The sequence below is a fragment of the Microcystis sp. M079S1 genome, from assembly GCF_020246425.1.
Taxonomy (GTDB): Bacteria; Cyanobacteriota; Cyanobacteriia; order Cyanobacteriales; family Microcystaceae; genus Microcystis; species Microcystis aeruginosa.
Genome location: NZ_JADBSZ010000179.1, coordinates 1 through 26,549, shown reverse-complemented (window position 1 = coordinate 26,549; position 26,549 = coordinate 1). Strand labels below are relative to the sequence as shown.

37 protein-coding genes and 1 pseudogene are annotated in these 26,549 nt (G+C 46.2%); 11 read left to right on the top strand and 27 right to left on the bottom strand.

From position 1 onward, the window contains the following. From IM456_RS11935 to IM456_RS11920, 4 genes are all read left to right on the top strand, one after another. The coding region (locus IM456_RS11935) for an RNA-guided endonuclease TnpB family protein (RefSeq protein ID WP_287712778.1) at positions 1–370 on the top strand (370 nt) is incomplete at its 5' end. A 124-nt stretch (positions 371–494) separates the two neighbouring features. Continuing rightward, complete coding sequence (locus IM456_RS11930) at positions 495–797, top strand: hypothetical protein (protein ID WP_061432461.1); 303 nt, start codon at positions 495–497, stop codon at positions 795–797. A gap of 55 nt (positions 798–852) precedes the next feature. Further along, a complete protein-coding gene (locus IM456_RS11925) occupies positions 853–1,308 on the top strand; it encodes a (2Fe-2S) ferredoxin domain-containing protein (protein ID WP_287691119.1) in 456 nt (151 codons plus the stop codon). A gap of 99 nt (positions 1,309–1,407) precedes the next feature. Next, the gene (locus IM456_RS11920; RefSeq protein WP_149986067.1) at positions 1,408–2,088 is read left to right on the top strand and encodes a response regulator transcription factor; all 681 of its coding nucleotides are present in this window, start codon (positions 1,408–1,410) and stop codon (positions 2,086–2,088) included. Positions 2,089–2,441: 353 nt separating this feature from the next. Here IM456_RS11920 and IM456_RS11915 read toward each other — a convergent pair whose 3' ends face one another. Together IM456_RS11915 and IM456_RS11910 are read right to left on the bottom strand one after the other, a co-directional pair. Further along, positions 2,442–3,041 (bottom strand): ATP-dependent Clp protease proteolytic subunit, encoded by a 600-nt coding sequence (locus IM456_RS11915; protein ID WP_002734165.1) that lies wholly within the window; start codon positions 3,039–3,041, stop codon positions 2,442–2,444. 35 nt (positions 3,042–3,076) lie between these two features. Beyond that, complete coding sequence (locus IM456_RS11910; RefSeq protein ID WP_002746650.1) at positions 3,077–3,763, bottom strand: ATP-dependent Clp protease proteolytic subunit; 687 nt, start codon at positions 3,761–3,763, stop codon at positions 3,077–3,079. 812 nt (positions 3,764–4,575) lie between these two features. Here IM456_RS11910 and IM456_RS11905 point away from each other — a divergent pair. Continuing rightward, entirely contained in the window at positions 4,576–6,810 is a 2,235-nt protein-coding gene (locus IM456_RS11905) for a DNA methyltransferase (protein ID WP_287691122.1), read from the top strand. 658 nt (positions 6,811–7,468) lie between these two features. Here the strand turns inward: IM456_RS11905 and IM456_RS11900 are convergent. The 22 genes from IM456_RS11900 to IM456_RS11795 all read right to left on the bottom strand — a co-directional run bounded on the left by IM456_RS11900 (position 7,469) and on the right by IM456_RS11795 (position 20,413). Further along, positions 7,469–8,035 (bottom strand): adenylate kinase, encoded by a 567-nt coding sequence (locus tag IM456_RS11900; RefSeq protein ID WP_012267964.1) that lies wholly within the window; start codon positions 8,033–8,035, stop codon positions 7,469–7,471. A 70-nt stretch (positions 8,036–8,105) separates the two neighbouring features. Further along, positions 8,106–9,425 carry a preprotein translocase subunit SecY gene (gene secY / locus IM456_RS11895; RefSeq protein ID WP_002796420.1) on the bottom strand — a complete coding sequence of 440 codons (1,320 nt, stop codon included), beginning with the start codon at positions 9,423–9,425 and terminating at the stop codon, positions 8,106–8,108. A 338-nt stretch (positions 9,426–9,763) separates the two neighbouring features. Beyond that, positions 9,764–10,207 (bottom strand): 50S ribosomal protein L15, encoded by a 444-nt coding sequence (gene rplO, locus IM456_RS11890; RefSeq protein ID WP_079206322.1) that lies wholly within the window; start codon positions 10,205–10,207, stop codon positions 9,764–9,766. Positions 10,208–10,217: 10 nt separating this feature from the next. Continuing rightward, complete coding sequence (gene rpsE / locus IM456_RS11885; protein WP_002746611.1) at positions 10,218–10,739, bottom strand: 30S ribosomal protein S5; 522 nt, start codon at positions 10,737–10,739, stop codon at positions 10,218–10,220. 26 nt (positions 10,740–10,765) lie between these two features. Next, entirely contained in the window at positions 10,766–11,128 is a 363-nt protein-coding gene (gene rplR, locus IM456_RS11880) for a 50S ribosomal protein L18 (RefSeq protein ID WP_002753900.1), read from the bottom strand. Between the two features lie 3 nt (positions 11,129–11,131). After that, entirely contained in the window at positions 11,132–11,692 is a 561-nt protein-coding gene (gene rplF / locus IM456_RS11875) for a 50S ribosomal protein L6 (protein WP_149986071.1), read from the bottom strand. A 104-nt stretch (positions 11,693–11,796) separates the two neighbouring features. Then, complete coding sequence (gene rpsH / locus IM456_RS11870) at positions 11,797–12,198, bottom strand: 30S ribosomal protein S8 (RefSeq protein ID WP_002734721.1); 402 nt, start codon at positions 12,196–12,198, stop codon at positions 11,797–11,799. A gap of 273 nt (positions 12,199–12,471) precedes the next feature. After that, positions 12,472–13,011 (bottom strand): 50S ribosomal protein L5, encoded by a 540-nt coding sequence (gene rplE / locus IM456_RS11865; protein ID WP_002801925.1) that lies wholly within the window; start codon positions 13,009–13,011, stop codon positions 12,472–12,474. Between the two features lie 54 nt (positions 13,012–13,065). After that, positions 13,066–13,419, bottom strand: a complete 354-nt coding sequence (rplX, locus tag IM456_RS11860; RefSeq protein WP_002733835.1) for a 50S ribosomal protein L24 — start codon at positions 13,417–13,419, stop codon at positions 13,066–13,068. Between the two features lie 40 nt (positions 13,420–13,459). Next, positions 13,460–13,828, bottom strand: coding sequence for a 50S ribosomal protein L14 (gene rplN, locus IM456_RS11855; protein ID WP_002732358.1), 369 nt, complete (start codon positions 13,826–13,828; stop codon positions 13,460–13,462). A gap of 20 nt (positions 13,829–13,848) precedes the next feature. Then, the gene (rpsQ, locus tag IM456_RS11850; RefSeq protein ID WP_046660592.1) at positions 13,849–14,091 is read right to left on the bottom strand and encodes a 30S ribosomal protein S17; all 243 of its coding nucleotides are present in this window, start codon (positions 14,089–14,091) and stop codon (positions 13,849–13,851) included. A gap of 6 nt (positions 14,092–14,097) precedes the next feature. After that, a complete protein-coding gene (rpmC, locus tag IM456_RS11845) occupies positions 14,098–14,316 on the bottom strand; it encodes a 50S ribosomal protein L29 (protein ID WP_147070997.1) in 219 nt (72 codons plus the stop codon). After that, positions 14,316–14,735, bottom strand: coding sequence for a 50S ribosomal protein L16 (gene rplP / locus IM456_RS11840; protein WP_002734310.1), 420 nt, complete (start codon positions 14,733–14,735; stop codon positions 14,316–14,318). The genes rpmC and rplP overlap by 1 nt, the downstream gene beginning before the upstream one ends. 30 nt (positions 14,736–14,765) lie before the next feature. Then, positions 14,766–15,494: a 30S ribosomal protein S3 gene (gene rpsC / locus IM456_RS11835; protein WP_061432468.1), complete on the bottom strand. Its 729-nt coding sequence runs from the start codon at positions 15,492–15,494 to the stop codon at positions 14,766–14,768. A gap of 23 nt (positions 15,495–15,517) precedes the next feature. Further along, positions 15,518–15,877, bottom strand: coding sequence for a 50S ribosomal protein L22 (rplV, locus tag IM456_RS11830; protein ID WP_002796426.1), 360 nt, complete (start codon positions 15,875–15,877; stop codon positions 15,518–15,520). A gap of 153 nt (positions 15,878–16,030) precedes the next feature. Continuing rightward, positions 16,031–16,312, bottom strand: coding sequence for a 30S ribosomal protein S19 (gene rpsS, locus IM456_RS11825; protein ID WP_002753908.1), 282 nt, complete (start codon positions 16,310–16,312; stop codon positions 16,031–16,033). 30 nt (positions 16,313–16,342) lie between these two features. After that, a complete protein-coding gene (rplB, locus tag IM456_RS11820; protein WP_002746601.1) occupies positions 16,343–17,176 on the bottom strand; it encodes a 50S ribosomal protein L2 in 834 nt (277 codons plus the stop codon). Positions 17,177–17,209: 33 nt separating this feature from the next. After that, the gene (locus IM456_RS11815) at positions 17,210–17,515 is read right to left on the bottom strand and encodes a 50S ribosomal protein L23 (RefSeq protein WP_012267967.1); all 306 of its coding nucleotides are present in this window, start codon (positions 17,513–17,515) and stop codon (positions 17,210–17,212) included. Beyond that, complete coding sequence (gene rplD, locus IM456_RS11810) at positions 17,505–18,137, bottom strand: 50S ribosomal protein L4 (RefSeq protein ID WP_149986072.1); 633 nt, start codon at positions 18,135–18,137, stop codon at positions 17,505–17,507. Before rplD ends, IM456_RS11815 begins: the two co-directional genes overlap by 11 nt. Before the next feature lie 20 nt (positions 18,138–18,157). Next, positions 18,158–18,796, bottom strand: coding sequence for a 50S ribosomal protein L3 (gene rplC / locus IM456_RS11805; RefSeq protein WP_012267968.1), 639 nt, complete (start codon positions 18,794–18,796; stop codon positions 18,158–18,160). A 608-nt stretch (positions 18,797–19,404) separates the two neighbouring features. After that, the gene (locus IM456_RS11800) at positions 19,405–19,743 is read right to left on the bottom strand and encodes a P-II family nitrogen regulator (protein ID WP_287691129.1); all 339 of its coding nucleotides are present in this window, start codon (positions 19,741–19,743) and stop codon (positions 19,405–19,407) included. A 184-nt stretch (positions 19,744–19,927) separates the two neighbouring features. Continuing rightward, a complete protein-coding gene (locus IM456_RS11795) occupies positions 19,928–20,413 on the bottom strand; it encodes a DUF4079 domain-containing protein (protein WP_149986073.1) in 486 nt (161 codons plus the stop codon). A gap of 198 nt (positions 20,414–20,611) precedes the next feature. Here IM456_RS11795 and IM456_RS11790 point away from each other — a divergent pair, with 198 nt between their 5' ends. After that, entirely contained in the window at positions 20,612–21,271 is a 660-nt protein-coding gene (locus IM456_RS11790; protein ID WP_149986074.1) for a phosphoribosyltransferase, read from the top strand. Positions 21,272–21,397: 126 nt separating this feature from the next. Here the strand turns inward: IM456_RS11790 and IM456_RS11785 are convergent, their stop codons facing one another. Continuing rightward, positions 21,398–21,700 carry a YkvA family protein gene (locus IM456_RS11785; protein ID WP_149986075.1) on the bottom strand — a complete coding sequence of 101 codons (303 nt, stop codon included), beginning with the start codon at positions 21,698–21,700 and terminating at the stop codon, positions 21,398–21,400. Between the two features lie 476 nt (positions 21,701–22,176). On the opposite strand from IM456_RS11785, the gene IM456_RS11780 reads away from it, so the two are divergent. Genes IM456_RS11780 through accD form a run of 3 tightly spaced genes read left to right on the top strand, consistent with a single transcriptional unit; the run spans position 22,177 to position 24,207 of the window. Continuing rightward, positions 22,177–22,986 (top strand): prepilin peptidase, encoded by an 810-nt coding sequence (locus IM456_RS11780; protein WP_149986076.1) that lies wholly within the window; start codon positions 22,177–22,179, stop codon positions 22,984–22,986. Positions 22,987–23,027: 41 nt separating this feature from the next. Next, a complete protein-coding gene (locus IM456_RS11775; protein ID WP_149986077.1) occupies positions 23,028–23,237 on the top strand; it encodes a hypothetical protein in 210 nt (69 codons plus the stop codon). A gap of 19 nt (positions 23,238–23,256) precedes the next feature. Continuing rightward, positions 23,257–24,207: an acetyl-CoA carboxylase, carboxyltransferase subunit beta gene (gene accD / locus IM456_RS11770; RefSeq protein WP_149986078.1), complete on the top strand. Its 951-nt coding sequence runs from the start codon at positions 23,257–23,259 to the stop codon at positions 24,205–24,207. A gap of 130 nt (positions 24,208–24,337) precedes the next feature. Here accD and IM456_RS11765 read toward each other — a convergent pair whose 3' ends face one another. Continuing rightward, positions 24,338–24,721 carry a Fur family transcriptional regulator gene (locus IM456_RS11765; RefSeq protein ID WP_002802309.1) on the bottom strand — a complete coding sequence of 128 codons (384 nt, stop codon included), beginning with the start codon at positions 24,719–24,721 and terminating at the stop codon, positions 24,338–24,340. A gap of 31 nt (positions 24,722–24,752) precedes the next feature. Here IM456_RS11765 and purS point away from each other — a divergent pair, with 31 nt between their 5' ends. Continuing rightward, positions 24,753–25,028, top strand: coding sequence for a phosphoribosylformylglycinamidine synthase subunit PurS (purS, locus tag IM456_RS11760; protein ID WP_271992370.1), 276 nt, complete (start codon positions 24,753–24,755; stop codon positions 25,026–25,028). Positions 25,029–25,198: 170 nt separating this feature from the next. Beyond that, positions 25,199–25,885, top strand: coding sequence for a phosphoribosylformylglycinamidine synthase subunit PurQ (gene purQ, locus IM456_RS11755; RefSeq protein ID WP_149986080.1), 687 nt, complete (start codon positions 25,199–25,201; stop codon positions 25,883–25,885). Here the strand turns inward: purQ and IM456_RS11750 are convergent. After that, positions 25,856–26,413: pseudogene (locus IM456_RS11750) on the bottom strand (RNA-guided endonuclease InsQ/TnpB family protein); the annotation flags it as partial. The gene purQ and the pseudogene IM456_RS11750 overlap by 30 nt on opposite strands. Positions 26,414–26,549 lie beyond the last annotated feature (136 nt).

The window sequence follows — 26,549 nt, the reverse complement described above, 5'->3', positions numbered from 1 at the left end:
GAATATGGTCAAAAACCCGAAATTATCTCAGGCAATATCTGATGTAAGCTGGGGAGAAATAACCCGACAATTAGCCTATAAATGCCGTTGGTATGGAAGAAATTACATCGAAATAGATAGATGGTTTCCTAGCTCTAAAAGGTGTAGTAATTGCGGGTATATTGCTGAGAAAATGCCGTTAAATGTTCGAGAATGGGACTGTCCAGACTGTGGGACACACCATGACCGAGATATTAACGCCAGTAAAAATATTTTGGCCGCAGGGCTTGCGGTGTCAGTCTGTAGAGCGACCATAAGACCAGAACAGAGTAAATCTGTTAAGGCAGGTGCGAAAAATCCTTCGGGACAGAAGCAGAAACTCAAATCGTGAGGTTTGGGAATCGCCGTCCGTTTACGGCGGTGAGGATGTCAATGTTACATTAATTCTGCGCCAACCCCTGTCAACCCCAATCACCGATAAAATAGGGATGAAGTGTTAAGTAGCTTGAGTGTTTATGCAGTCTCCCGAACCGTTCGATACTAAATATACCCCAGAGGAAGTGGAAGTGGAAATCGAAACCGACGATTTTCCCCCCGTTGCTACCCCGGTTAGTTTCGCTGCCACTCTCGAAAAAGTGAAAACTTGGTACGGCAGCCTGTCCACACCGGCACAGGTAGTCGTGGCAGTGGCGGGGGTTTTTGTGGCTCTTTCGATTTTAACGGCGATTTTACGCCTAGTCAGCGCAGTTTTAAGCGCTTTAATCCTTGCCGCTATCGTTTATCTCATCTATCGTTACATCCTCAAACCGAAAGTTTAGTCGGCTATGCACATTTTCTGTTCAATGTCAAGAGTTTAGTTGATAAAAAAAATTTATGGAAGAAGCGGACACCAGAGATATCTTGGGGGAAAATGTGGCTAAGTTGGGACTGGCCCAGATCCAGCGTCATCTATTTCTCTGCTGCGATCAGACTAAGCCAAAATGCTGTGACAAGGAAGAAGGGTTAGAAGTGTGGGATTATTTAAAGAAGCGGTTAAGTGAATTAGAACTCGATCGCCCCAGCGCGAACCGTCCGGGCTGTATTTTTCGCACTAAAGCCAACTGTTTGCGGGTTTGTAGCCAAGGACCGATTTTATTAGTGTACCCAGAAGGAGTCTGGTATGGAAGGGTAAACAAGGAAGCGATCGAAAGAATTATCCAAGAACACCTAATCGGTAATCAAATCGTCACCGAATATGCTTTCCTTTGCCACGATTTACCGGCAATTTCCCTGAACTGTCCAGAAGAAGAACCCGAAACAATAGAGGAAAACAGGGTTAAAACTAGCTGAAACCCTAATTAATTGCACATATCTAACTACCTGTTGCCTCTTGCCTATCGATCCTTTGTCCGTCTCCATTCCCCCAACCCTGCAGCGTGGAAAATACCGATGAAAGAGACCAACAAAGACAATAAACAACTTTTACTCATCGACGATGACCCGAATTTAATACTTTTGGTGAAGGATTATCTAGAGTTTCGTGGTTATAGGGTGACAACCGCAGAAAACGGTCCCGAAGCCCTAGAAATCCTCGAACGCGGGGCAAATACTGCCAAAGCAGCAGAAATCCCCGATATGATTATCTGTGATCTGATGATGCCGGAAATGGACGGTTATGCCTTCCTCGAAAAAATTCGTCAGGACAGTCGTTTTCGTTGCATTCCCGTGATCTTTCTCTCCCCTAAGGGTCAAAGTCAGGACAAGGTAACAGGTTTAACCGCCGGGGCCGATGTCTATATGGTCAAACCCTTTGAACCGGAAGAATTAGTGGCCCGGGTGGAGTCTTCCCTTAAACAAGCGGGCCGGTTGCTGAAACGCAGCACCCGCATCCATTCCCCGGATGTCACCCCTGTTCAAGTCCCGGGTAATGTGGAATTAACCCCAACGGAGTTAAAAGTAGTACAATTGGTCGCCCAGGGCATGGCTAATCGGGAAATCGCCGAAAAACTCAATGTTAGTCAACGGACAATCGAAAGTCATGTGTCGAATATGCTTCATAAAACCGGTCTTCATAATCGCACGGAATTGACCCAATGGGCGATCAAAAGTAATAAGCTCTTGACTATCTAGAGCTTGCTGAAAAACTTTTTCAGCAAACCCTAAGTAGGTTGGTCTCTTGGAACGAAACCCAACAGATACCCTCTTAAATCAACAGAAGCGAGTTTATTTTTTTCTAATTTCTGCTACTTTTGATACAGATTTTTTAGTTTTTTTATAGTAAAGGAGTCAGGTTTATTCCCTCAATATCAGAAAAAAAAAGAGCCTCTCTTGGCCCTTGGCTGAAAAATGTTCACAATGTCAGATTAGGGGCGCAAGCTTTGCGCCCCTACATTGCAGCTGCTGTGATTGGTAGGGGCGTATAGCGTACGCCCTTCATTTGGCAGTTAGAACAGGTTTCTCGCCTGTTCTAACCTATGGCTGACTTAAGCCGGTCTTCCCTCCACCACCTTATCGATTAAACCGTAGGCGACGGCTTCCTCGGCGGAGAGGAAATAATCGCGGTCAGTGTCTTTTTCGATGCGTTCGATGGTTTGTCCGGTGCGATTAGCCATAATTTCGTTTAATTGCTGGCGAATACGCAGGATTTCCTTAGCTTCAATGTCGATATCCGTCGCTTGCCGGCGCCCGGTTCCGCCCATGGGTTGGTGAATCATAATCCGCGCGTGGGGAAGGGCGAGACGCTTACCCGGACTACCGGAAGCCAGTAAAAATGCCCCCATAGAGGCCGCTAATCCCACACAAATAGTCACCACTTCCGCTTTGATGTACTGCATGGTGTCGTAGATGGCCATACCGGCGGTAACGGAACCCCCCGGCGAGTTGATATAGAGATAGATGGGTTTAGTGGGATCTTCCGAGTCGAGATAAAGCATTTGGGCCACAAGGGCATTGGCTAACCCGTCGGTGACTTCCTGCCCCAAAAAAAGAATGCGTTCCACCGAAAGACGGCTGTAAATGCTAATCCACTGTTCGTATTGGCTACCCGGCAGACGGTAGGGAACTTTTGGCACACCGATAGGCATAATTGGTAACAACTCCTGCTAATTTGTAATAAATCTTAACTAACTTGGGCGAGGGGTTTCGGTAGTTCCTTGCGACTTTCGAGAACGCGATCGATTAATCCGTAGTCTTTCGCCTGTTGTGGGGTGAGATAGAAGGTGCGATCCATATCTTTCGCCAGTTTTTCGGTGGTTTGACCCGTATTTTTCGAGAAAATCTCTAACATCGTCTGTTTGTTAGCGATTACTTCTTTGGCGCGAATCTGGATATCGGTGGCTTGTCCTTGGGCCCCGGTGCGGTTTTGGTTGAGAACAATGGTAGCGTGGGGTAAGGAGGCGCGAAAACCCTTGGTTCCTGCGGAAAGAATCATCGCTGCAGTTCCCATGGCCTGCCCGATACAGATAGTATGAACGGGAGGTTTAATGTAGTTGAGGGTGTCACAGATGGCGAAAGCTTCCGTTTCGTAGCCGATCGCGTCCCCCGTGTACCAGGATGTGCCGGTAGAGTTGATATAGAAGAAAATCGGTTTTTCGGGATCGTCAAATTGCAGGTAGAGCAGTTGGGCGATAATTAATTCCGTCACGTCCACCCCGACATTGCGCTTGACATCATCGGAGGAAAATAAGGGCAACCCCAGATAGACAATTCTCTCTTTGAGCAGGAGAGATTCTAAGTCCGGTGGTGGTGTCCGATAGGCTGCATCCCCATAATAGGCAGTTTGTACCGCTTTAATCACTGAGTTCATCGAGTTTTTCCGTCATACACAGTATCCTGCTTTTGATTTTAACGTAATCGGGTTGACCGATTGCGTGGGGGTATTTTTAGCTAGGTTCGTCCCCAAGAATCTCTCATCGACTGCTAGAAAATTGACATCTCCCCGTTCTCAAGAGATGGGAATTCTCATCGGTGATCCTAAATCTGGTTATTAAAAACTGATTATTTATTCCCCCTTTTGCCTATTCCCTGTTGCACGAGTGCCTGTCCTTATAAGTAGCCTATAATCAACGGATTTTGTATGACTAGAAGCGGGTTGAAACCGGGCTTCTACTCGATTACGATATATTTTAGAAAGCCTGACTAACTTATATTGTTGAGGCATCGTCAAAGATGCTCTACCCACCTTATCTAGAGAAACCGCCGGAACGGGCAACACCAGAACAAATGTCAAATCCTGTCATCAGCTGCCCGCGCATTTAAATTGCTTGTTCAGATGAGGCACTCTTGCACTCTTGCAACAGTAAAAGGATTGGGGGAGATGTAGCTCATCTAAGGATAGGCGGTTAAGATGCGTCTTAGCTTACCCAACTTCACGGCGGGTTAATGGTAAGTGTTCAAAGTTAATCGGTCTGATTTTCCCCTGAGTAAGGAAGATTTATCGAAACTAAGTAGCTGGTTATAATTAAATTAAAAATGGATTTTAAGTTCGATCCCCCCTTAATCCCCCCTTGATAAGGGGGGTGCCGATCCCCCCTTAGTCCCCCCTTTAATCCCCCCTTGATAAGGGGGGTGTCTGATAATTTTTAACGCCTACCTACTTATCACAAACAATGCTAACCCATGAATCATATTTTTTCTGCTATTGATTTTCAGGCAATTAAAAATAACCCTAACTTTAAGGAAGACAGCGTTAGAGAAGTGATTATTTTGCCTCTTTTAACAAGTTTGGGCTACCAAGAGGATAATATCGAAAGAAGTAAAACCCTACGGCATCCCTTTTTAAAGGTTGGCAGTAAAAAACGTCCGATAAATTTAATTCCTGACTATGTTCTCAAAGTTAATCAAAGTTATGCTTGGGTATTAGAGGCTAAAAAACCAACGGAAAATATCTACGAAGGTGATTCAGTAGAACAGGTCTATAGTTATGCCACTCATCCTGAAATCAGAAGTAATTATTTTGCTCTTTGTAATGGCCTAGAATTTAGTTTATTTAAGACCCTCGATACCAGTACACCTATCTTATATTTTTCTCTTGATGCAATTGCCGATAGTTGGCAAGAGTTGACCCAGTATTTAGCGCCAGATAGATTTCAAGTGGGGAAAAGTTTTAGTTATCAAAGCCATTCCCCAATCAGTCGCAAAACTTTTGACTACTCAAGTCGTCCCTTATTAAACCCAATTGAAGTCAAAAAAAGAGCAGCTAAAAGACATTTTGGTGTGCATGGATATTTTACTAAACAAGCATGGAATGTGGTGGCAGAATATATTAAAAACTTTAGTCAACCGGGAGATGTCATTCTTGATCCTTTTGGCGGTAGTGGAGTGACGGCAATTGAAGCTTTAATGAATAACCGCAAAGCGATTAGTATTGATATTAACCCTCTGGCTATTTTTCTTGTTAATTCTTTAATTAGTCCCGTTGATTTTGATGATTTAAGTCAAGCTTTTGAACGAGTTAAATTAGCCTACCAAGAGCGAGAACCGCAAACCAAAGAAGCAATAACAAAGGCACTCAATACCTATCCCTATCCCCAAGGCTTGAAACTGCCTAAAGGTTCTGATGTGGCTACTGTTGAACAGTTATTTAGTAACAAACAATTGGCTCGACTAAGTTTATTAAAACATCTGATTAAACAAGAACTAAACGAGAATATTAGGGAGTCTTTATTGTTAATGTTTTCTGGCTTATTAACTAAAGCTAATTTAACTTATCATAACAATAATCAAAGACCTGCATCTGGACAAGGAAATGCTTCAGTTTTTCAATATTACCGTTATCGCATAGCACCTCAACCTGTAGAAATTGATATTTTTACTTACTTTGAATTGAGATTTAAAAAGATAGTTGCCGCTAAAAAGGAGATGAATTATTTTATTAATAAAAACACCATCAACCGGGCGAAAATTGTTAAAGGAACAGCGACAGACTTAAATTTTATTGAAAATGAAAGCGTTGATTATATTTATACCGATCCTCCCTACGGAAAGAAAATTCCCTACTTAGATTTATCAATAATGTGGAATGCTTGGTTAGATTTAGAAGTGACGGAAAAGGACTATCAATTAGAAGCTATTGAAGGTGGAACAATCCAAAAAAGTAAACAGGAATATAATCAATTAATTGCCCAAAGTATTCGAGAAATGTATCGAGTTTTGAAATTTGAGCGATGGTTATCCTTTGTCTTTGCTCACAAAGATCCTGAGTTTTGGCATTTAATTTTAGATACCGCAGAAAGTTGCGGATTTGAATATGTGGGAGCAGTGCCACAAAAAAATGGACAAACGAGCTTTAAAAAGCGGCAAAATCCCTTTACAGTTTTATCAGGACAGTTAATTATTAATTTTCGGAAAGTTCCCACTCCCAAAGCGGTAATGAAAGCTAACTTAGGCATGGATATCACCGAGATTGTCATGCAAACTGTTGAAGGAATTATTGCTAAAAATGATGGGGCAACCCTAGAACAAATTAACGATGAATTGATTATTAAAGGTTTGGAATTAGGGTTTTTAGATTTACTAGCCAAGGAGTATTCAGACTTGACTCCAATTTTGTTAGATAATTTTGATTATGAGGAAAAGACTGAACTATATACCATCAAAAAAGACAGTAAGTTTAAATCAAAAATAGATGTTAAATTGAGAATTAAATACTATTTGATTAGCTATTTGAGAAGGATGGAAAGAGATAATAAAAGCTCTAGCTTTGATGATATTGTTTTTAATATATTACCTCTGTTAAAAAATGGCACAACTCCCGAAAATCAGACGATTCTAAGCGTCCTCGAAGATATTGCCCAGAGAGTTGGTGATGATAACTGGCACTTAAAACAAGAAGGACAATTGAGTTTATTTTAAATCCAGTGGCAGCACACTTTGTTCTTTTTGTCAAAAAAACTTTCTCTTTGCAACAAAACTACACAATTAATTGATCAACGGGTTGGCTTAAAAAAGGCTCTTTAACTGCCAGTTGTTGCTGTTGCTGAATAGGTGAGTGTAGATTTAGCAAGGGTTTTCAGGATCACCAGACAGCTAAAAACCCCAAAAAGCACAGAGGAACCCATCATTTCATACTGCGAAATTATACCATAATCGCTGGAAGTATTGCAACCTCGTAAACAAATGAGAATTATTTTCAATAAATTTTTAATAAAAGATAAATATTGCGAAATGTAAATTTTAATATGCTTAACTATTAAAGCTTGTTTGATATAAAAAACTTATAATACTAAATCCGTTGAGTAACGCACAGAAAACGGGTTTCTCCGAGAAACCCGTTTTCTACTCAGGCACTCATGCAAGAGGCAAAAGAGGGAATAAATAATCAGTTTTTAATAACTGGATTTAGTATAAGTAGGGAGGCACAATTATTTGTAGGATGGGTTAGCGGTAGCGTAAACTATGCGGGCGTTGGGTTTCATGCTTCAACCCAACCTACTGATCACTGATTACTGATAACTGATCACTGATTACTGATTACTGATCACTGATTACTGAATTGATTCTGAGAGAAACTTTAAACAGGAGTGACAACTGCTGTTAAAGCCGCCGTAACCGCGTCCATCGGTTGATTACCGTCGATATGGTTAAGAGTGCCTTTTTGACCGTAATAATCTAAAACGGGGGCAGTTTGGTCGATATAAACCTGTAGGCGACGGGAGATCGTTTCTTTAGTATCATCTTGACGACCGCGTTGCATGAGACGCTCAATTAAGACCGTATCTGGTACAGCCAAATTAACCACAAATGTGTAACTATCGGCCAATTCTTCCAGTAATGCGTCTAAAAAGCTCGCCTGTGCCACCGTGCGGGGAAAACCATCAAGAATCCAACCCTTAGCACTGTCAGGCTGTTTTAAACGTTCCTGAATTAAACCTAATAACAACTCATCGGGGACTAATTCGCCCTTTTCCACATAAGCTTGTGCTTGCTGACCAAGTTCTGTCTTCTCTGTAATTGCTTGACGTAAAATTTCACCGGTAGAAATATGGGGAATCGTCAGAGATTCCGCTAATTTTGCCGCTTGGGTTCCTTTTCCCGATCCGGGCGGTCCCAAAAATATCACACCGATCCGTTTGCTCATGGATTAAATATAGGGTTTTAAGGTAAAAAACAACCAGTAACCGCTAAAAGGTCACTGGTTAACTATCTAACTACTTTTTAATCATGTCCTCATAGCGTTGAGACATGACATAGGTTTGAATTTGTTTGGCGGTATCGATCGCCACCCCCACCAGAATTAACAGGGAAGTTGCCCCCAAACCGCGAAAAGTGGTGACACCGGTGGCGCTTTCTACTACAGTCGGCACAGTAGCCACCAAACTTAAAAAGAGAGCGCCCAAAAGGGTGAGACGATTCAGCACCCCTTCCAGATAATTAGTAGTAGCGGTCCCTGGCCGAATCCCCGGAATACTGGCCCCCATTTTTTTCAGGTTTTGGGACATATCTTTGGGGTTAACGATCAGGGAAGCGTAGAAGAAACTAAAACCGAGAATCAGTAAGCTATAAAAAGCCACATAACCCCAACTATCGGGACGCAGGGCATTAACCAACTGGACTAAAACCTGACCGACCGGGTTATCCGTGGGTAAAGCTTGCACCAATTGGAAAGGTAAGACCAACACTGCCGAGGCGAAAATAATCGGCATCACGCCCCCTTGATTGAGTCGTAGGGGTAGATAACTGGTTCTTTCCCGATAGAGACGACGACCCACCTGACGACGGGCAGAAACAATCGGAATCCGACGGGTTCCTTCCTGAACAAAAACAATGCCGATAATCATCACCAAGAAAACCAGCAAGAGAATCACCACTTGAGCGATCGCTTGTCGGCCACCCTGTTGAGCAAAAGTAATCGTATCACCGAGGGTTTTCGGTAAAACAGCGACAATGTTGACAAAAATCAGCAAAGATGCTCCATTTCCCAGACCGCGTTCCGTAATCAGTTCCGAAATCCACATCACGAACATAGAACCGGCCACTAAAGCGAGAACCGTAGCGGCGATCGAGGGTAAAGTTCCGGCCACAACGCCGTTAGCCACCAATAAACCGAGAGTAATACCGATGCTTTGAATAATTGCCCAACCAAAGGCAATATAACGGGTAATTTGGGCAATTTTTCGCCGTCCTGCTTCTCCTTCATTTTTCTGTAAATCTTCCAAAGAAGGAAGGGCAGCGGTGAGCAGTTGCACGATAATTGAGGCGTTGATATAGGGAAGAATGCCGAGGGCAAAAATCCCCAAAGTCGATAATCCTCCCCCGGTAAACAGGTCAAGGATTCCCAAAGCGGCGTTACCTTGAATAATTTCTGCTAATCTTGCCCGATCCAAACCGGGTATCGGTACAAACATCCCAAAACGGAGCAGAATCAGTAAACCCAATGTAACCAACAAGCGACCGCGTAAACCGGCCGCCTGTGCCATTTGCATAAACGTTTCCTGTGCCGTGGGAGCCTTATCACGACTGACGACCATTAACAGTTACCTCTAGTGCAGTTTTTTTATGGGAAAAAGTAATCGAGGGGGAAAACTTTCTCGATTTTTTTAAGATTTCCCCTGTCTTTCTTATGATATATCAATCAGGTCTTGGGGGTTGGGTGTTAGGGTTTGGGGTGTAGGGTGTGGGGTGTGGGGTGTGGGGTGTAGGGTGTGGGGTGTAGGGTGTGGGGTGTGGGGTGTGGGGTGTGGGGTGTGGGGTGTGGGGAGAACAAAGCTGCCCTTTACCTTTTACCTTTTGCCTTTTACCTTTTGCCTTTTGCCTTTTGCCTTTTATCTCCTGCCTCCTGCCTCCTGCCTCCTGCCTCCTGTCTCCGTTAAATTTCTTCCCAAGTACCTTGAGCGGCGGTAATTTTCTCTTTAGCACTATTGCTAAAAGCGGCGGCCTTCACCTTGAGGGGAACGGTAATTTCACCATCACCCAAAACTTTTAAAGGGCCGTCGTTGCTGGTGAGAATTTTAGCTTTTAGCAGACTTTCCAGGGTAACTTCCGTATTAGCGGGTAAAGAAGCTAATTTTTTCAGATTAACGATTGTGTATTGACGGGGGTTAACCAAAGGAAAATGCTTTAATTTGGGAACCCGACGATAGAGGGGCATTTGTCCCCCCTCAAAACCGGGACGAGTCCCCGTCCCGGAGCGAGATTTTTGTCCGCGCATTCCCAGACCGCAGCTAGCGCCCTGGCCGGCCGAGATACCCCGTCCCACACGACGACGACGTTTAGTGGACCCCGGTTGGGGGGCGATTTCGTGGAGTTTCATGGTGATTTCTCTAGGTGTACAAATGTTCTACAGATACGCCTCGATCCTTGGCCACTTCCGAGAAAGTGCGGAGAGTTTCTAGGGCGTTAACGGCGGCTCTAGCGTTATTGAGGGGGTTATCGCTACCGAGTTGTTTAGCGAGGATATTTTTCACCCCAGCCAATTCTAAAACGGTACGGACAGCACCCCCGGCAATAACCCCAGTCCCCGGAGCAGCCGGACGCATAATCACTTGAGCGCCCCCGGAAGCACCCCGGGTGAGGTGGGTGATAGAACTAGCTTTAGTTAAGGAGACTTCAATTAGTTGTTTTTTGCCATCGGCCACGCCTTTACGGACAGCCCCGATAACGTCCCCTGCTTTGCCAACTCCCACTCCCACCTGGCCGTTTTCATTACCGACCACGACGATGGCCCGGAAGCTGAGTTTTTTACCACCCTTAACCACTTTACTAACCCGGCGGATCTGGATGACCCGCTCTTGCCAAGTGGTTTCTTTTTCTTTTTCGCGGTTGCCTTTGCGACGTTTTGCCATAGTTTTATCAGTGTTGAAAGGATATTTTAGAAGTTTAAGCCGGCTGACCGAGCCGCTTCTGCTAAGGCTTTGACGCGACCGTGATAGAGATTGCCACCGCGATCAAAAACCACTTGTTCAATGCCTTTGTCTAGGGCCCGTTGGGCCACCAGTTTACCCACGGCAGCCGAGGCTTCTTGGGTAGCGGTGGATTCCAATTCCCCGCGCAAGGTTGCCTCTAGGGTAGAAGCAGCAGCGAGGGTATGTTGGGCTACGTCGTCGATAATTTGGGCGTAGATGTGGTTATTAGAACGAAATACGGATAAACGGGGCCGTTCAGCAGTGCCATTAATTTTGCGACGCACACGCTGGTGACGACGACGGACTGATTCTTTGCGACTAAGTTTCATGGTTTATTTTTTACCTCCTTTACCGCCTTTACCGCCAGCTTTACCAACTTTGCGACGGACAACTTCACCAAGATAGCGAATCCCTTTTCCTTTATAAGGTTCGGGGGGACGAACCTCGCGGATTTTAGCGGCAATGTTACCGACGGCTTCTTTGTCGATGCCACTGACGATAACTTGGGTGTTGTTTTCTACGGCGACGGAAACACCATCGGGCATCTCCATTTCCACGGGTTTACTGTAACCGACGTTGAGAACTAATTTACTACCCTGCGACTGGGCGCGGTAGCCCACCCCTTGGATATCGAGGCGTTTTTGAAAGCCAGTAGCGACTCCTTCTACCATGTTGGCCACTAGAGTTCTACAGAGTCCGTGGCGTTCTCTGGCAGTACGGGAATCGTCTTGACGGGTAACAAGCAGGGTTTCGCCATCTTTATTGATGGCGACGGCGGTGGGTAGGGTTCTCTGGAGAGTTCCTTTGGGCCCTTTCACCGTCACGGTAGCACCATCGATATCGACGGTGACTTTATTGGGAATAGGAATCGGGCGTTTGCCAATACGAGACATAACAGTTATCAGTTATCAGTTATCAGTTATCAGGGAAGAGTTATCAGTGGGTCAGCTATCGGGTTTAAACTTGGAAAGGCTGACGGCTGATAGCTTATCCTTGTTTACCAGATGTAGCAAAGGACTTCGCCACCAACGTTTTGTTTACGCGCTTCGCGATCGGTCATAATGCCTTTAGAGGTGGAAACAATGGCGATGCCAATGCCACCGAGGACGCGAGGTAAGTCTTTACTGTTGGAATAAACTCGCAGGCCCGGTTTACTGACTCTGGTGAGGGTAGTAATGATCGGTTGACGGTTTTTGCCTTTATATTTGAGGGAAAGAACTAATTGAGATTTAATCCCCTCACCCACTTCCTCAAAGTCAGCAATAAAGCCTTCGTCTTTGAGAACTTGAGCAATACTGCGCGTCATCCGCGTGGTGGGAATTTGAGTAGTGGTCTGCCGAACCGCACAAGCGTTACGGATGCGGGTCAGCATATCCGAGATGGTATCGTTAGCAGACATGAATTACCTGTTTTTCTCCTAAATTGGGATCAACATCAGTGGTCAGTTATCAGTTATCAGTTATCAGTTATCAGTTATCAGTGGGTCAGTTATCAGTTATCAGTGGGTCAGTTATCAGATTTGAGTATTAAGTGAGTAGTATTAAATAGCAGGTTCCTGCTGTCTTTTCACTCAATCACTGTTGACTGTTCACTGTTGACTGTTCACTGTTTACTGTTTGCTGTTCACTGTTTACTTATTTACCGGTCACTGTTGACTTTTCTCTTGATTGATTTATCTAAAGGGCATTCCCATCTCTTTGAGGAGGGCGCGTCCTTCTTCGTCGGTTTTAGCGGTGGTGATGATTGAGATGTCCATCCCACGAATTTGATCGATTTTGTCGTATTCAATTTCAGGGAAGATCAACTGTTCACGAATGCCTAAACTGTAGTTACCACGACCATCAAAACTGTTACCACTGATACCGCGAAAGTCGCGAATACGTGGTAAGGCCAGATTAATTAGACGGTCTAAAAAAGCGTACATTCGATCGCCGCGCAATGTCACCATGACTCCCACCGGCATTCCTTCGCGAATTTTGAAACCAGCGATCGCTTTTTTTGCCCTAGTCACTACCGGTTGTTGTCCGGTGATGGTGGACAGTTCCTCCTTGGAAGACTCCAAAGCTTTGGCGTTTTGTGAAGCTTCCCCAAGACCGCGGTTAACGGTAATTTTGATAACTTTAGGTACTTGGTGGATATTGGTATAACCAAATTGTTCTTTCAGTTTAGGAACAATGGTTTCTTGATAGGTGGTTTTTAGTTTTTGGCTCATAGTTTTGCTGCTTACTTTTCCTGGGCTTGGTCAGGAACTAGAATTGATGGGAAACTAATCGATAATTTCGCCAGTTTTCTTCAGTATCCGCACTTTCCGACCGTCTTCGGTAAAGGTATAACCCACCCGACTGGCGATTTTTTTCTTCTCGGAATAGAGCATCACTTTGGAACTGTGAATCGGTGCTTCGTAGGTAACGATTTGACCCGATTCTCCTTCCTGTTGGGGTTTAGTATGTTTGGTGCGGATATTAACTCCCTTGACCACCACGGTACTTTCTTGGGGTAAGGCCCGTAAAATTTCGCCCACTTTGCCCTTATCGGAACCGGCGATTACTTGCACAACATCCCCTTTTTTAACGTGCATTTTTTGCCTTTGGGGCGGGGTTTGAATGTTTTTCTTACTCATTTTTTTTGACCTCCGATTGCCTTTGTACTTTTGACTTTGATCAGAGAACTTCTGGGGCTAAGGAAACAATTTTGGTGTAGTTTTTATCGCGCAATTCCCGAGCGACCGGACCAAAAACCCGCGTACCTTTGGGATTACCGTCATTATTAATAATCACGGCGGCGTTATCATCAAAACGGATGCTCATACCGCTATCGCGACGGACGGTTTGACGGGTCCGCACAATCACCGCCGTCACCACATCGGATTTTTTCACGGGCATATTGGGGATAGCGTCCTTAACCACGGCGATAATTTTGTCACCGATGCCACCGTAGGTACAGTTACCTGTTCCCAGCACCCGCAGACACATTAGTTTCCGCGCCCCGCTATTGTCAGCGACATTTAAGTAGGTTTGTTGTTGAATCACGGTTTTTACCTAGGTGAAATTTAATTATCGGTTAATATTTCCGCCACTTGCCAACGTTTGGTTTTACTGAGGGGGCGGGTTTCACGAATACGAACTCGATCGCCTTGTTTGGCTTGATTTTCTGGGTCGTGAGCCTTAAATTTCTGGGTTTTCACGACGATTTTGCCGTATTTAGGGTGAGGAGAGCGGTTTTCAATGGCTACCACTACGGTTTTATCCATTTTGTCGCTGACTACTACCCCAACTCTTTCTTTAACTGCCATAGTGGGTTATGCCTCCGGGGTGGACTGGGCTAGTTGGCGCTCCCGTTCTACGGTCAATAATTGGCCAAGACGGTGGCGGGTGTGTTTGAATTCGTGGGTTTTTTCCAAGCGGCGGGTGGCCTGTTGCAAACGCAATTCAAACAGTTTCTTTTTGGCAGCGAGGATAGCAGCGGCGATGTCGTCATCACTCATCTTCCTCACTTCGGCGATTTTTGGTAGAGCCATTAGACAAAATCCTCCTCGCGAGTGATAAATTTGGTCTTAATCGGTAATTTTTGGGCGGCTAGGCGCATTGCTTCCCGGGCCACGGGTTCGGCTACCCCAGCAATCTCAAACATAATGAACCCCGGTTTAACCACGGCCACCCAGAATTCGGGGGAACCTTTCCCGGACCCCATCCGAGTTTCTGCAGCTCGTTGGGTGACGGGTTTATCGGGAAAAACGCGAATCCAGATTTTGCCACCCCGACGAATATAACGAGTCATTGCCCGTCTGGCGGCTTCGATTTGACGGGAAGTAATCCAACAGGGTTCGGTGGCTTGCAGGGCGAAATCGCCGAAATTAATCGTATTTCCGCCGGTGGCCAGCCCGCGCATCCGTCCGCGCTGTTGTTTGCGGAATTTTGTTCTTTTGGGACTTAACATGAGCTATTTACCACTGATAAATATTAGGGATCAGCCCTCACTAGAGCGATCTTCAAACTGTTGACGGCGACGCTGTTGACGGCGCGGTGCTTGAGCGGGAACGGCGGCGGCAATTTCTTCTTGCCCGGGGATAATTTCGCCCTTAAATATCCAAACTTTCACGCCTAGAATCCCGTAGATGGTGCTGGCGGTTTTATAGGAGTAATCAATATCGGCGCGCAGGGTATGCAGGGGAACTCGTCCTTCCCGCACCCATTCAGTCCGAGCGATTTCCGCCCCGTTGAGACGACCGCTAACTTGAATTTTGATCCCTTTGACTTCGGCCCTCTGCGCCCGTTGGATGGCTTGCCGGACAACACGACGGAAGGAAACCCGTCTTTCTAGTTGTTGGGCGATGTATTCGGCGATCAGGTTGGCATCGGCATCAACGCGAGCCACTTCGATGACGTTAATACGAATTTGACGCTGGCCACCGAGGGCTTTTTGTAAACCTAGGCGCAGCTGTTCGATTCCCGTGCCACCACGACCGACGACGACCCCTGGTCGGGCGGTATGGATGGAGATATCTACTTGATCGGCCTTGCGTTCGATGCGAATATCGGCGATACCAGCATTAGCAAGGTTTTTTTCGACGTATTCACGAATGCGGCGATCTTCTTGCAGTAGTTCGGGGTAACGTTTCGCGTCGGCATACCAGCAAGATTTATGATCTTTGATAACGCCGAGACGAAAACCGAGGGGATGGATTTTTTGTCCCATTGTGGTTTTTTTAGTTAAGGTGATTAGTCTTTGTTGCTAGGAGCGACGGCGACGGTGATATGACAGGTGGGTTTGCGAATTTGGTAGGCGCGCCCTTGGGCCCGGGGTCGAAAACGTTTTAGGGTCGGTCCGCCATCGGCAAAGGCTTGGCTAACCACCAAAGTGGCGGGATCGAGTCCTTCGTTATGTTCGGCGTTGGCAACGGCGGAACGCAAGACTTTCAGGATGGGATCACAGGCCCGGTAGGGCATGAATTCGAGAATAATTAGGGCTTCCCGATAGGAGCGACCGCGGATCTGATCGAGTACCCGTCTGACTTTCAGGGGTGACATCCGAATATAGCGGGCGATCGCTTTGACTTCGTTAGAGGTATCGATGGTCATTTCAGTTATCAGTTATCAGTTAGGTAGGGTGGGTTAGGCGACGACAACTTATAAGACTTAGTTATTAATTTATCTAGTCGCCGTAACCCACCATCTCATAGTTATCTGAACGCTGACCGGGGGCTGACGGTTTTAAGATTACCGCCCACCGGTCTATTTCCGTCCTGCTTTTTTGTCGCTCTTGGCGTGGCCGCGGAAGGTGCGGGTGGGAGCGAATTCACCGAGTTTATGACCGACCATCTGCTCGGAAACATAGACGGGAACGTGCTGTTTGCCGTTGTGAACGGCGATCGTGTGACCGACCATATCGGGAATGATTGTCGAGGCACGGGACCAAGTTTTAATCACTTGTTTACTGCCCTGTGCGTTGAGTTTTTCGATTTTTTCCATCAGGTGGCCGGCGACAAATGGCCCCTTTTTCAGTGAACGACCCATAATTTTCAGTCAAAAGTAAAGTAATAATTTCTAACCCTGGTTACGACGGCGCACGATGAGATCGCTACTGCGTTTTTTCTTGTTGCGAGTTTTGCGGCCGAGGGCGGGTTTGCCCCAGGGAGTCATCGGGCCGGAACGTCCGATGGGAGCGCGACCCTCTCCACCTCCGTGCGGGTGATCGACTGGGTTCATGACGCTACCCCGAACATGGGGCCGTTGACCGCGGTGACGGGTACGGCCGGCTTTACCGAGACTGATATTTCTCGCTTCGGCGTTACCGACTTTTCCGATGGTGGCGTAGCATTCACGCCGGATCATGCGGACTTCTTTGGAGGGGAGGCGGATGGTAACGTAATCGCCTTCTTTGGCTACCACTTGGGCGAAACCACCGGCAGCCCGCACCATTTGACCACCGCGACCGGGGACGAGTTCGATGTTATGAACTTCTGTCCCTAGGGGGATGCGACTTAAGGGCAGGGCATTACCCACCTCGAAGGGAGCGTTTTCTCCGGCGATGACGGTATCACCAACGCCTAAACCGGCGGGGGCGATGATGTAGCGTTTTTCCCCGTCTTTGTAGAAAAGCAGGGCAATGCGGGCGTTACGGTTGGGATCGTACTCGATCGCCGCTACTGTGGCGGGAATATCCCGTTTATCGCGACGAAAATCGATAATCCGGTAGAGGCGTTTATGACCGCCGCCCCGGTGACGACTGGTAACGACACCGCGATTATTACGCCCTTGTTTGCTGTGTTTGCGATGAGTTAGGGACTTTTCCGGTTCGGTTTTGGTGATCTCTTTAAAGTCGGAGATGGCCGCCTGCCTTGTCCCGGGGGTTAAAGGTCTAAAAGAGCGAATACCCATAGTTTAGTTTTCCGTTATCGGGTTTCTTGGTTTTTATACGTCGGGATAGAGGGTGATCGAGTCGCCTGCTGCTAGGGTCACGATCGCGCGTTTATATTGGGGTTTGTAACCGAGGAAACGGCCGACGCGTTTTTTCTGACGAGAGGGGCGGCTGGTGTTCACTTTCGTTACTTTCACGTCAAACAGCAGTTCGATCGCCGCTTGAATTTCCGGCTTGGTCGCTTTCAAGGCGACATCGAAGACGTATTTATTTTGTTCTAGGAGCAGGGTAGCTTTCTCGGTCACGATCGGCTTTAGGATCAGATCGGCGAGTTGCCTGGCTTCGGTTTTAAGCACCATAGACCTCCTCAATTTTGGCTAGGGCTGCGGCGGTGGCGATAACTCGATCGGCTAGGAGGACATCATAGACGTTGAGACTGTCCGCGCGAATAATTTTGAGATTGCAGATATTACGTCCCGATAAATAGACATTTTCGGGAATTTCCGTCAGAATTAGCAGAATTTTTTCCTCTGGACTGGCTCCCCAGCGACTTAAGGCAGCGGTGAGTTCTTTGGTTTTGGGTTGGGAGAATTGTTCGGCGAAGCTTTCAACCACGATAAAGTTATCGGCCTGGCCGATCAGGGCGGTTCTCAGGGCTAATCTTTTCTCTTTGCGATTGACCTTAACTTCAAAATCTCTGGGTTTTGGTCCGAAGATGACACCACCACCACGCCAGAGGGGAGAACGGATCGAACCGGCCCGGGCGCGACCGGTGCCTTTTTGCCGCCAGGGTTTGCGACCACCGCCGCGCACTTCCGAGCGGGTTTTGCTGGAGGCGTTACCTTGTCGGGCCGCCGCTAGATGGCTGATGACGACGCGGTGAATTAGGTGTTTGGCGGTTTCGGGTTTAGCGGTTTTTAGTTCCAGGGTGCCTGTTCCCGCTTCTTCCCCTTGCCAATTTTTGACTGTGTAGTTAACCATGGCTTTAATCTTTCCTTGCCCTATTTACCAAATTTCTTGGCGGGGGTGATGTTTAACAGGGTTCCTGGTTTACCCGGGACGGCTCCTTTGATCAGGATCAGGTTGCGTTCGCTATCGATTTTGACCACGGACAATTTGCGGATGGTCACTTGGGTTGATCCGTATTGTCCAGCCATTCTCTTACCCGGGAAGACGCGGCCGGGGGTAGTACCGGCGCCGGTGGAACCGGGGAGACGGTGGTTTTTGGAACCGTGGGTCATGTTACCGCGCTTGAAGTTATGGCGTTTTTGATAGCCGGAGAACCCCCGTCCGATGGTGGTTCCAGCCACATCTACCAAATCGCCTTCTTGGAAGATGTCGGCGGTAATTTCTTGGCCTAAAGTGTAAGCGGATGCGTCCTCAAGACGGTATTCGATTAAATGCCGCAGGGGGGAGACACCGGCTTTGGCTAAATGACCGAGCAGCGGTTTGTTGAGGGCTTTTTCTTTGACGGTTTTGTATCCCACTTGGATGGATTCATAACCGTCGGTTTTTTTAGTTTTGACTTGGGTGACGGGACACGGACCGGCCTGAACGACGGTGACGGGAATGGCGACTCCCGTTTTGTTGTCGAAGATTTGGGTCATGCCCAGTTTTGTACCGAGGATACCGATAGACACGGATTGTTCTCTTTATCTTTACTAGACGACAATCAAAAATAACGTGGCCGTGGCTATAGGAGCGGAAAAGATTTTTCCCGCTTTATCAGCCTGCCCAACTTGAATGACTTTTTTCGAGTTATTTAAGCTGGCATCCCGTTAAATTCGTAAGTAAGACTAGACAGGGTTGCTGGTTCTGCCTAGATTGTTGCTGGTCTTTGTTTCTTCAGGACTTAAAGGGTTTATCTTCAGTATCCCGGCGAAGACCGAGCGACCAAGACGGTTCTGCTCGGCAGTGCCTTCAGCACCACCTAACCCCGATTTTGGCCACAATCAAACATTGTATAATATTTGTGACTTTTTAGGCAAGAGGTTTTTTTAGTCACCGGAAATGATCATATCTAGTCTGGTCAAATTATTTATCCCCTTCGGCGGTCTTCAGCAGCGATGGGGGCAGACCGAGCCAATAGATTCAATTATAGTAGTTATCTTAATGTTGAGGTACAAAGTTTCCGTTTTGGGGAATCGGTCGTCGGTGGTCGATACCAAATTAGGTTACACTTCTTGATGGGAAACACTTTCAATGGGGAGGGGATGACAGCATTGTGCTATCATCCCTTGTCGGGGGGTTAAATCGCTTCGAGATTTTTTTCTCCGGTACGGATGCGGACGATCTGTTCCACGGGGGAGATAAAGATTTTACCGTCTCCGATTTCACCGGTACGCGCCGCAGAAATCAGCTTATCGACGACCATATCGACCTGCTTATCTTCGACGACGATCTCGATCTTGAGTTTTTGGAGAAATTCGACGGTATACTCGGAACCGCGATAACGTTCCGATTGACCTTTCTGACGACCGAAACCTCTAACTTCGGAGACGGTCATCCCGACAATGCCCGCGTTAACTAGGGCGAGTTTCACCTCTTCAAGTTTAAAGGGTCGGATAATCGCTTCTACTTTCTTCAAAATATCTATCTCCTCGTTGCGTGACGATACTTTACTTTCTGGGTAAATTACCTGTTAATTCTAAACTCGGAATCCCAAGAATAGTGCTTAAAGTCATAATTTCTTCAATTATTGCCCTTGGCCACAGTCTTCTGCGGTGAAAAATTTCCGGGTGGGCCAATTCCCACCCGAAGCCATAAACCAACTAGAGAGATAATCCCAACTGAAGACCAAAAACACCGTGAACTAGCAGTAAAATCAGGGCAATACTGCCGATATAGGCGTGAATAGTCCGGAAAAGTTCTTTTTTCCCGCCAGCGAAGCCAGTGAGGGACAATAATCCATTGAAAGCTAATAAACCGATCGCGATCGATCCTGTCCAGAAATGGCTGCTTTCGAGGATTGGATGTTTCTGTATAACTAGGGATAAAATACCGCCGGTGTAACCGAGAGCGATAAATAAAAACAGCCAGGGGGCGAGTTTGCGGTGATCAGCCCGATTTTTGGCCACTACTTCCCCATCTTTGCTTAAACGGCTTTGCCAACCGGCATAGGCAGTATAACTACCCATAACTAAAACCACGATCCCCATCATGACTGGATGTCCCCAATGAACGATCGGTTCGGGAGTTCCGAGACCGCGAAAGGCAGCGGCGATCGGCTCTAGCGCATCACTTAAACTTTGATTCATGTTTGTTACCTAACTTTACAAAACCCTCTGGCCTAAGATTTTAGCCGATCTCTGGCCTAGAAAAACTTCGGTTAGCCGAAAAAATGTCAAGCCTTCGCTAAATTTCTTAACATTTCAGCTAGAGATGAGCGGAGAAATATAGAATAAAGTCAGGGGAGACTAGGGATCCCCACGGGGATTAGCCCCTAGGAGGGAGTTATGACTTATCTGCTCAAAGATCGGCGATCAGCAGGGAGACTATTAGCTAGTTACTTGACAGAATATACCAATAGTGATGGGGTGCTAGTTTTGGCTTTGCCCCGGGGGGGGGTTCCGATCGCCTTTGAAATTGCCCAAAGGTTACATTTACCGCTAGATCTGTGTTTGGTGCGAAAATTAGGTGTACCTGAGCGAAAAGAGTTAGCTTTTGGGGCAATCGGTCAGAATGGTGTGCGGGTGATCAATGAAAGTATCGTTGACGACTTGCACCTATCGGAGGCGATGATGGAACGGGTAGCAAAGGAAGAAATGATCGAATTAGAGCGACGCGATCGCTTGTATCGAGGTGAGCGACCCTTTCCGGACCTGACGGGAAAAACGATTATTCTAGTAGATGATGGTATCGCTACGGGAGCAACGATTAAAGCGGCGATTCTGACCCTTAGGGCTGAAAATCCCGCTGCTATTATTATTGCTGTTCCTATTGCCCCAGTGGAAGTCTGTGAGCAATTAGAAAAATTAGTTGATCGAGTAATTTGCCTACATAAACCCTACGAATTGAGATCAATTTCTCTTTGGTACGAGGATTTTTCCCAAACCAGCGATGAGGAAGTGCAAACACTTTTAGCCAGCGTCGATAGTTCTTTGATTCCAGTTTAGGAAGGAGGGGAGAGGGAATTATGAATTGGGAAGTGGGGAAGTGGGGAAATGGGGAAGTGGGGAAGTGGGGAGAATAAATAACAGCAATCTCCTGAATTCAGAAGTCAGAATTGAGACTTACGAATTCTAACTTCTGACTTCTACAGCATCGGTATCAACGGCATTGGTTGGGGAAGAAACCTCGGTTTGATTATTTACTCCCCCCGGACGGCGATTGCGATAATCAAGAACTAATCGCGATAATTCCGTGGTTAAAAGGGTGAGGACAATCCCATCATCGATCCAACCAATAATCGGGAAAACGTCAGGAGAAATATCGAGGGGGCTAAAAAGATAAACCATAGTTCCCAGAATGATAATCCAACGATATTGGGGGTGAGTGATTTTGCTGCTGTACCAGTTGTAAAAAGATTCAACAATCGGTTTCATTAATTTGTCCTCGTTGACTGGGATAATTTAATTTTGTCAGGTTCCCCTTGGGGCTGATAGTGGGGTTTTACCCCCATTATCTAGGGTGATATCCGCTAATTAGGGCTTGCTGAATAATGGTAAAACCCTTTTAAAATAAAGCTTTTGACCTGTTAAAATCCGATGTTAGTGCCAGAATATAGGATTAAGACCTTCAAAAACCTGGCATTATCCTTCTTTTAGTACATAAACTGGTACAAAAAAGAGGACAACAAAACCTGAAACGACCGGCTACTGACTCCTGACGACCGACTCCTAACCCCACCAACAAACTTTTTCAGCAAACCCTAATTAATCAAAAAAAATGCCCAGAAGAAAATTCACCTTTAGGGATGAGCCTGAAGTATTATTACTGGATGCTTAAGAGGGGAGATAGTGGTGTCTTTATCCCCTATAATAGGCGATAACAAACTAATCAATTATCTGCCAGTTTAAGGATGGAAACCCTCTTTCATCTAGTTACTTTTGCCTTTGTCTTCGCTTTTGGTGCCTCGGTGGGCAGTTTTTTAAACGTGGTCATCTATAGATTACCTAAGGGGATATCTCTAGTTTATCCCCCTTCCCACTGTCCGAAATGTCACCATAGGTTAGGTAAAAGCGAGAATATACCTGTTTTAGGCTGGTTATGGCTAGGGGGTCGCTGTCGCTGGTGTAGAACTGCGATTTCTGTCCGTTATCCAGCCGTCGAAACTTTTACCGGTTTGTTATTTTGTCTGGTTTTAGGAGATTTTAGCTTTTCTTGGCAGACCCTCGGCTATTGGATTCTCCTAAGTTGGTTATTAGCTTTAGCTTTGATTGATTTTGACACGATGACGCTTCCTAACTCCCTCACCCAATCGGGATTAGTTTTAGGGATAGTTTTCCAAACTCTTTTAGGTTGGCAAAATAATCAAAGTGTTATCTATCTCTTTTCAGCGATCGCTAGTGCGGTTTTAGGAGTCTGGTTATTTGATCTGATCCGGTGGGGGGGAAGTTTTGCCCTCGGACAACAGGCCATGGGGGGAGGAGACGCAAAATTAGCGGCCATGATCGGTGCTTGGTTAGGATGGCAAGCATTATTAGTCACCGGTTTTCTGGCCTGTGCTATTGGGGCGGCGATCGGTATGACGGGCATTTTTCTCGGTAAAATGGCAAAAAAACAAGCTATACCCTTTGGCCCATTTCTTGCCCTCGGCGCTCTGATGAGTGTCTTTTGGAGTGATAAGATCATCTCAGTCTATCAAACCATTTTTTTTCCTTTGTTGTAAAAAAGCTATCTTGTAATTAAATCTTGATACAATAGTCTTCCGTGTCTTGGATCACCATTAGAACAACCCCGAGTCGTTGGGAAGCCGATTGGCTACAGGAAATGCTCAAAGCTCACGACATCCCCAGTCGCGTTATCGCTATTGGCCTTGGTATTTATTGCGGCCAGGGACATCAGGCCGCCCTACAAGTCCGTCCCCAAGATCGCTGGACAGCACTTTTGTTATTAAGTCCCCTAGAGGAAAGTCGATAAATTGTCTTTATTTTAAACTATGTCTCTATTTGATTGGTTTGCAAATCGCCAAAAAACAGAACCCAAGGTTCAACAACAACAGGAACGAGAAATAGCCGATGGTCTATGGACAAAATGCCCAAATTGCGGCGTTTTGGCCTATACGAAGGATTTATTAGCTAATCAACTGGTTTGTGTCGATTGCGGTCATCATAATCGGGTCGAAAGTGAAGAAAGAATTCGCCAGTTAGTCGATGCTAATACTTGGAATTGCCTTGATGAACAGATTCGACCGACGGATCCGCTCAAATTTCGCGATCGGAAAAGTTATAGCGATCGCTTGCGGGAAACCCAAGAAAAAACCGGACTGACTGATGCTGTCCAGACGGGAACGGGGACGATCGATGGTTTACCCTTAGCTTTAGGGGTGATGGACTTCCGTTTTATGGGGGGTAGCATGGGATCGGTGGTGGGAGAAAAACTCTGTCGTTTGACGGAGCGCGCTACCGATGAAAGTTTGCCCCTCGTGATCATCTGCGCTTCCGGCGGGGCGAGAATGCAGGAAGGAATGTTAAGTTTAATGCAGATGGCCAAGATTTCTGGTGCTCTTAACCGGCATCGGGAAGCAAAGTTACTCTATATTCCCGTCTTGACTAATCCCACCACGGGAGGAGTCACGGCCAGTTTTGCCATGTTGGGAGATATTATTATCGCCGAACCAAAGGCTACTATCGGTTTTGCCGGTAAGCGGGTAATTGAACAGACTTTGCGCGAGAAATTACCGGAAGGTTTCCAAACATCGGAATACCTATTAAAACACGGGTTTGTCGATGCGATCGTTCCCCGTACCCATCTCAAAAAAACTCTCGCTCAATTAATTAGTTTACATCAGCCCTTTTTCCCCTTGTTATCCCCCCTCAACAGTCATCATCACTACAGTCAGCCGGAGTTAATCCCTCTTAAAACAGTGCAAGGTCAAACAACAGTTTAATCCCTGTAAGACGGCACTGGAGTGGAAAGTCTGAGCATTTGTACTAAAATTTCCCGATGGGCAGTTTAAATGTAGTGCATCCCACACCCCACACCCTGCCCCCAGGAAAAACTTTTTCAGCAAACCCTACTTAACTGGGTTGACAGTGATCGCAAAGTCCAAAAAATTCGAGAGTGTGGTAATAAACCTTGAATTGGTGTGATTTTTCGAGTTTTTCTTCCAATTCGTGAACGGGACACTCATTAAAGACGATAGACCGACCGCAATGAATACAGGTAAGATGGTGTTGATCCTGCTGAACGGAACTGTAGAGGGATTCTCCTGTGGCTAGGGTTCTCACCTGCACTGCTCCCTGTAGTTTTAGGGATTCTAGGGCGCGGTAAACAGTGGCTAACCCCATATTTTGGTCACGCTGACGGAGTTCCACAAACAATTCCTGAGCGGATACTGCCCGATTTAAGGTTTTGAGTAAGTGGATAATGCGCTCTTGCGATCGGGTGCGTTGGGATTTCATATCAAAAAGGTCAGCGATCAAAGTTAATTCTATGCCAAAAAATTATCAGTGCTGTATTTATGTTACTCTGCGCCCCTCGGTGCTCGATCCGGCGGGTACGGCAGTAGAATCGGGATTAAAGCAATTAGGTTATGATACTGTAGCCGGGGTGCGAATTGGTAAGTATATTGAGCTTACCGTGACAGCAGCGGACGAAACCAGCGCTCGCGCTCAATTGGATCAAATGTGCGATCAACTATTGGCTAATCCTGTGATTGAAAATTATCGCTTTGATTTGCATTGTCAGGAGATAGGGGATAGGGATTAGGGCATAGGGAAATGGGGAAATGGGGGATTAGGGGATAGGGAAATGGGAGAATAGGGAAATTCAACTAATACCCTAACACCCCCCGCAACGCGCAAGCAGTGACCACCCTAACACCCTAACACCCATCTGATGAGAGCTTTTTGCAAAATGAATTAACCAAGTTAAAAATTATGAAGTTTGGGATTATTGTTTTCCCCGGATCGAATTGCGATCGAGATGTGGCAACGGTGACTGAGGGGATTTTTCAGCAACCTACCCGCTATGTTTGGCATCAAGAGACGGATCTAGCGGATTTGGATGTGATCGTGGTGCCGGGGGGATTTAGTTACGGCGATTATTTGCGCTGTGGTGCGATCGCTCGGTTTTCGCCAGCGATGAAAACTGTCCGAGAAGAAGTCGAAAAAGGTAAATTAGTTTTAGGCATCTGTAACGGTTTTCAGGTATTAACGGAAATTGGGCTGCTACCCGGTGCCTTAATTCGCAATCGCGATTTACATTTTATCTGCGATCGAGTGCCGGTAAAAGTGGAAAATAATCAATCTGTCTGGACGCGAGGATATCAACCGCAACAGGTGCTTAATTTGCCGATTGCTCACGGGGAAGGGCGTTATTATGCCGCAGAAGATACGTTAAAATCTCTGGAGGATAACGGACAAATTCTCTTTCGTTACTGTACTGCCACAGGAGAGGTAAATGAGTCAGGAAATCCCAACGGATCGTTAAATAATATTGCAGGAATTACCAATAAAGCAGGAAACGTGCTAGGAATGATGCCTCATCCCGAACGGGCTGCCGATCCGCTGCTCAATTTGACCGATGGGAGTCTGTTATTTCAGGAGTTGATCAATTGTTGTTGACATCCTCACTGCGCTCTCTGCGTCGGTGATGACCAGTAGATCAAACAAGCTAAGTTGAACGGGCGACCGACGGGTTGACGCTTCATCGGGGTGTGCTTTCTTTACAGAAAGTCTTACCGTCCCTCCACATCCGTTTCAAGTCTCCGAATGCCCGACGGCGACCTTAATATTTACCGCATCGTTCACGTCCCGATCATGGAAAGTCCCACAGAAAAGACATTCCCGCTCACGGACATTTAACGCTTTTTTGCCGCCAATATTCCCACAACAGGAACATCGTTGAATGGTTGGTTCCCATCGGGAAATTAACCAAAAATAACGCCCATGTTGATCGGACTTTGCTGACAGCATATCTCGAAAAGAACACCATCCTAAGTCTGATATAGCACGGGATAGCTTCCGATTTTTAACCATCCCCGATGTATTTAAATCTTCTAAAATTATCGTTTGGTTTTCACGGACAATTTTAGTGGATAATTTATGCAAGAAATCAGTCCGAGTATCTTTACTCTTAGTGTGGATTTGGCTCTTCGTTACTTGTTATGGTTCGATAGGGGGGCATAAATCGACTAAATCCTTATCTGGCAAGAGACTTAATTGATTAGTTCGCTCTAGAGCAAAAACAATTGACAAAAATCGCTAAATGCCTTTCTATATAAGGGTT

Coding starts and splice junctions, on each gene's coding strand:
- IM456_RS11930 (WP_061432461.1), top strand. CDS start 495: ATGCAGTCTCCCGAACCGTTCGATACTAAATATACCCCAGAGGAAGTG.
- IM456_RS11925 (WP_287691119.1), top strand. CDS start 853: ATGGAAGAAGCGGACACCAGAGATATCTTGGGGGAAAATGTGGCTAAG.
- IM456_RS11920 (WP_149986067.1), top strand. CDS start 1,408: ATGAAAGAGACCAACAAAGACAATAAACAACTTTTACTCATCGACGAT.
- IM456_RS11915 (WP_002734165.1), bottom strand. CDS start 3,041: ATGCCTATCGGTGTGCCAAAAGTTCCCTACCGTCTGCCGGGTAGCCAA.
- IM456_RS11910 (WP_002746650.1), bottom strand. CDS start 3,763: ATGAACTCAGTGATTAAAGCGGTACAAACTGCCTATTATGGGGATGCA.
- IM456_RS11905 (WP_287691122.1), top strand. CDS start 4,576: ATGAATCATATTTTTTCTGCTATTGATTTTCAGGCAATTAAAAATAAC.
- IM456_RS11900 (WP_012267964.1), bottom strand. CDS start 8,035: ATGAGCAAACGGATCGGTGTGATATTTTTGGGACCGCCCGGATCGGGA.
- secY (WP_002796420.1), bottom strand. CDS start 9,425: ATGGTCGTCAGTCGTGATAAGGCTCCCACGGCACAGGAAACGTTTATG.
- rplO (WP_079206322.1), bottom strand. CDS start 10,207: ATGAAACTCCACGAAATCGCCCCCCAACCGGGGTCCACTAAACGTCGT.
- rpsE (WP_002746611.1), bottom strand. CDS start 10,739: ATGGCAAAACGTCGCAAAGGCAACCGCGAAAAAGAAAAAGAAACCACT.
- rplR (WP_002753900.1), bottom strand. CDS start 11,128: ATGAAACTTAGTCGCAAAGAATCAGTCCGTCGTCGTCACCAGCGTGTG.
- rplF (WP_149986071.1), bottom strand. CDS start 11,692: ATGTCTCGTATTGGCAAACGCCCGATTCCTATTCCCAATAAAGTCACC.
- rpsH (WP_002734721.1), bottom strand. CDS start 12,198: ATGTCTGCTAACGATACCATCTCGGATATGCTGACCCGCATCCGTAAC.
- rplE (WP_002801925.1), bottom strand. CDS start 13,011: ATGAGCCAAAAACTAAAAACCACCTATCAAGAAACCATTGTTCCTAAA.
- rplX (WP_002733835.1), bottom strand. CDS start 13,419: ATGAGTAAGAAAAACATTCAAACCCCGCCCCAAAGGCAAAAAATGCAC.
- rpsQ (WP_046660592.1), bottom strand. CDS start 14,091: ATGGCAGTTAAAGAAAGAGTTGGGGTAGTAGTCAGCGACAAAATGGAT.
- rpmC (WP_147070997.1), bottom strand. CDS start 14,316: ATGGCTCTACCAAAAATCGCCGAAGTGAGGAAGATGAGTGATGACGAC.
- rplP (WP_002734310.1), bottom strand. CDS start 14,735: ATGTTAAGTCCCAAAAGAACAAAATTCCGCAAACAACAGCGCGGACGG.
- rpsC (WP_061432468.1), bottom strand. CDS start 15,494: ATGGGACAAAAAATCCATCCCCTCGGTTTTCGTCTCGGCGTTATCAAA.
- rplV (WP_002796426.1), bottom strand. CDS start 15,877: ATGACCATCGATACCTCTAACGAAGTCAAAGCGATCGCCCGCTATATT.
- rpsS (WP_002753908.1), bottom strand. CDS start 16,312: ATGGGTCGTTCACTGAAAAAGGGGCCATTTGTCGCCGGCCACCTGATG.
- rplB (WP_002746601.1), bottom strand. CDS start 17,176: ATGGGTATTCGCTCTTTTAGACCTTTAACCCCCGGGACAAGGCAGGCG.
- IM456_RS11815 (WP_012267967.1), bottom strand. CDS start 17,515: ATGGTGCTTAAAACCGAAGCCAGGCAACTCGCCGATCTGATCCTAAAG.
- rplD (WP_149986072.1), bottom strand. CDS start 18,137: ATGGTTAACTACACAGTCAAAAATTGGCAAGGGGAAGAAGCGGGAACA.
- IM456_RS11795 (WP_149986073.1), bottom strand. CDS start 20,413: ATGAATCAAAGTTTAAGTGATGCGCTAGAGCCGATCGCCGCTGCCTTT.
- IM456_RS11790 (WP_149986074.1), top strand. CDS start 20,612: ATGACTTATCTGCTCAAAGATCGGCGATCAGCAGGGAGACTATTAGCT.
- IM456_RS11785 (WP_149986075.1), bottom strand. CDS start 21,700: ATGAAACCGATTGTTGAATCTTTTTACAACTGGTACAGCAGCAAAATC.
- IM456_RS11780 (WP_149986076.1), top strand. CDS start 22,177: ATGGAAACCCTCTTTCATCTAGTTACTTTTGCCTTTGTCTTCGCTTTT.
- accD (WP_149986078.1), top strand. CDS start 23,257: ATGTCTCTATTTGATTGGTTTGCAAATCGCCAAAAAACAGAACCCAAG.
- IM456_RS11765 (WP_002802309.1), bottom strand. CDS start 24,721: ATGAAATCCCAACGCACCCGATCGCAAGAGCGCATTATCCACTTACTC.
- purS (WP_271992370.1), top strand. CDS start 24,753: ATGCCAAAAAATTATCAGTGCTGTATTTATGTTACTCTGCGCCCCTCG.
- purQ (WP_149986080.1), top strand. CDS start 25,199: ATGAAGTTTGGGATTATTGTTTTCCCCGGATCGAATTGCGATCGAGAT.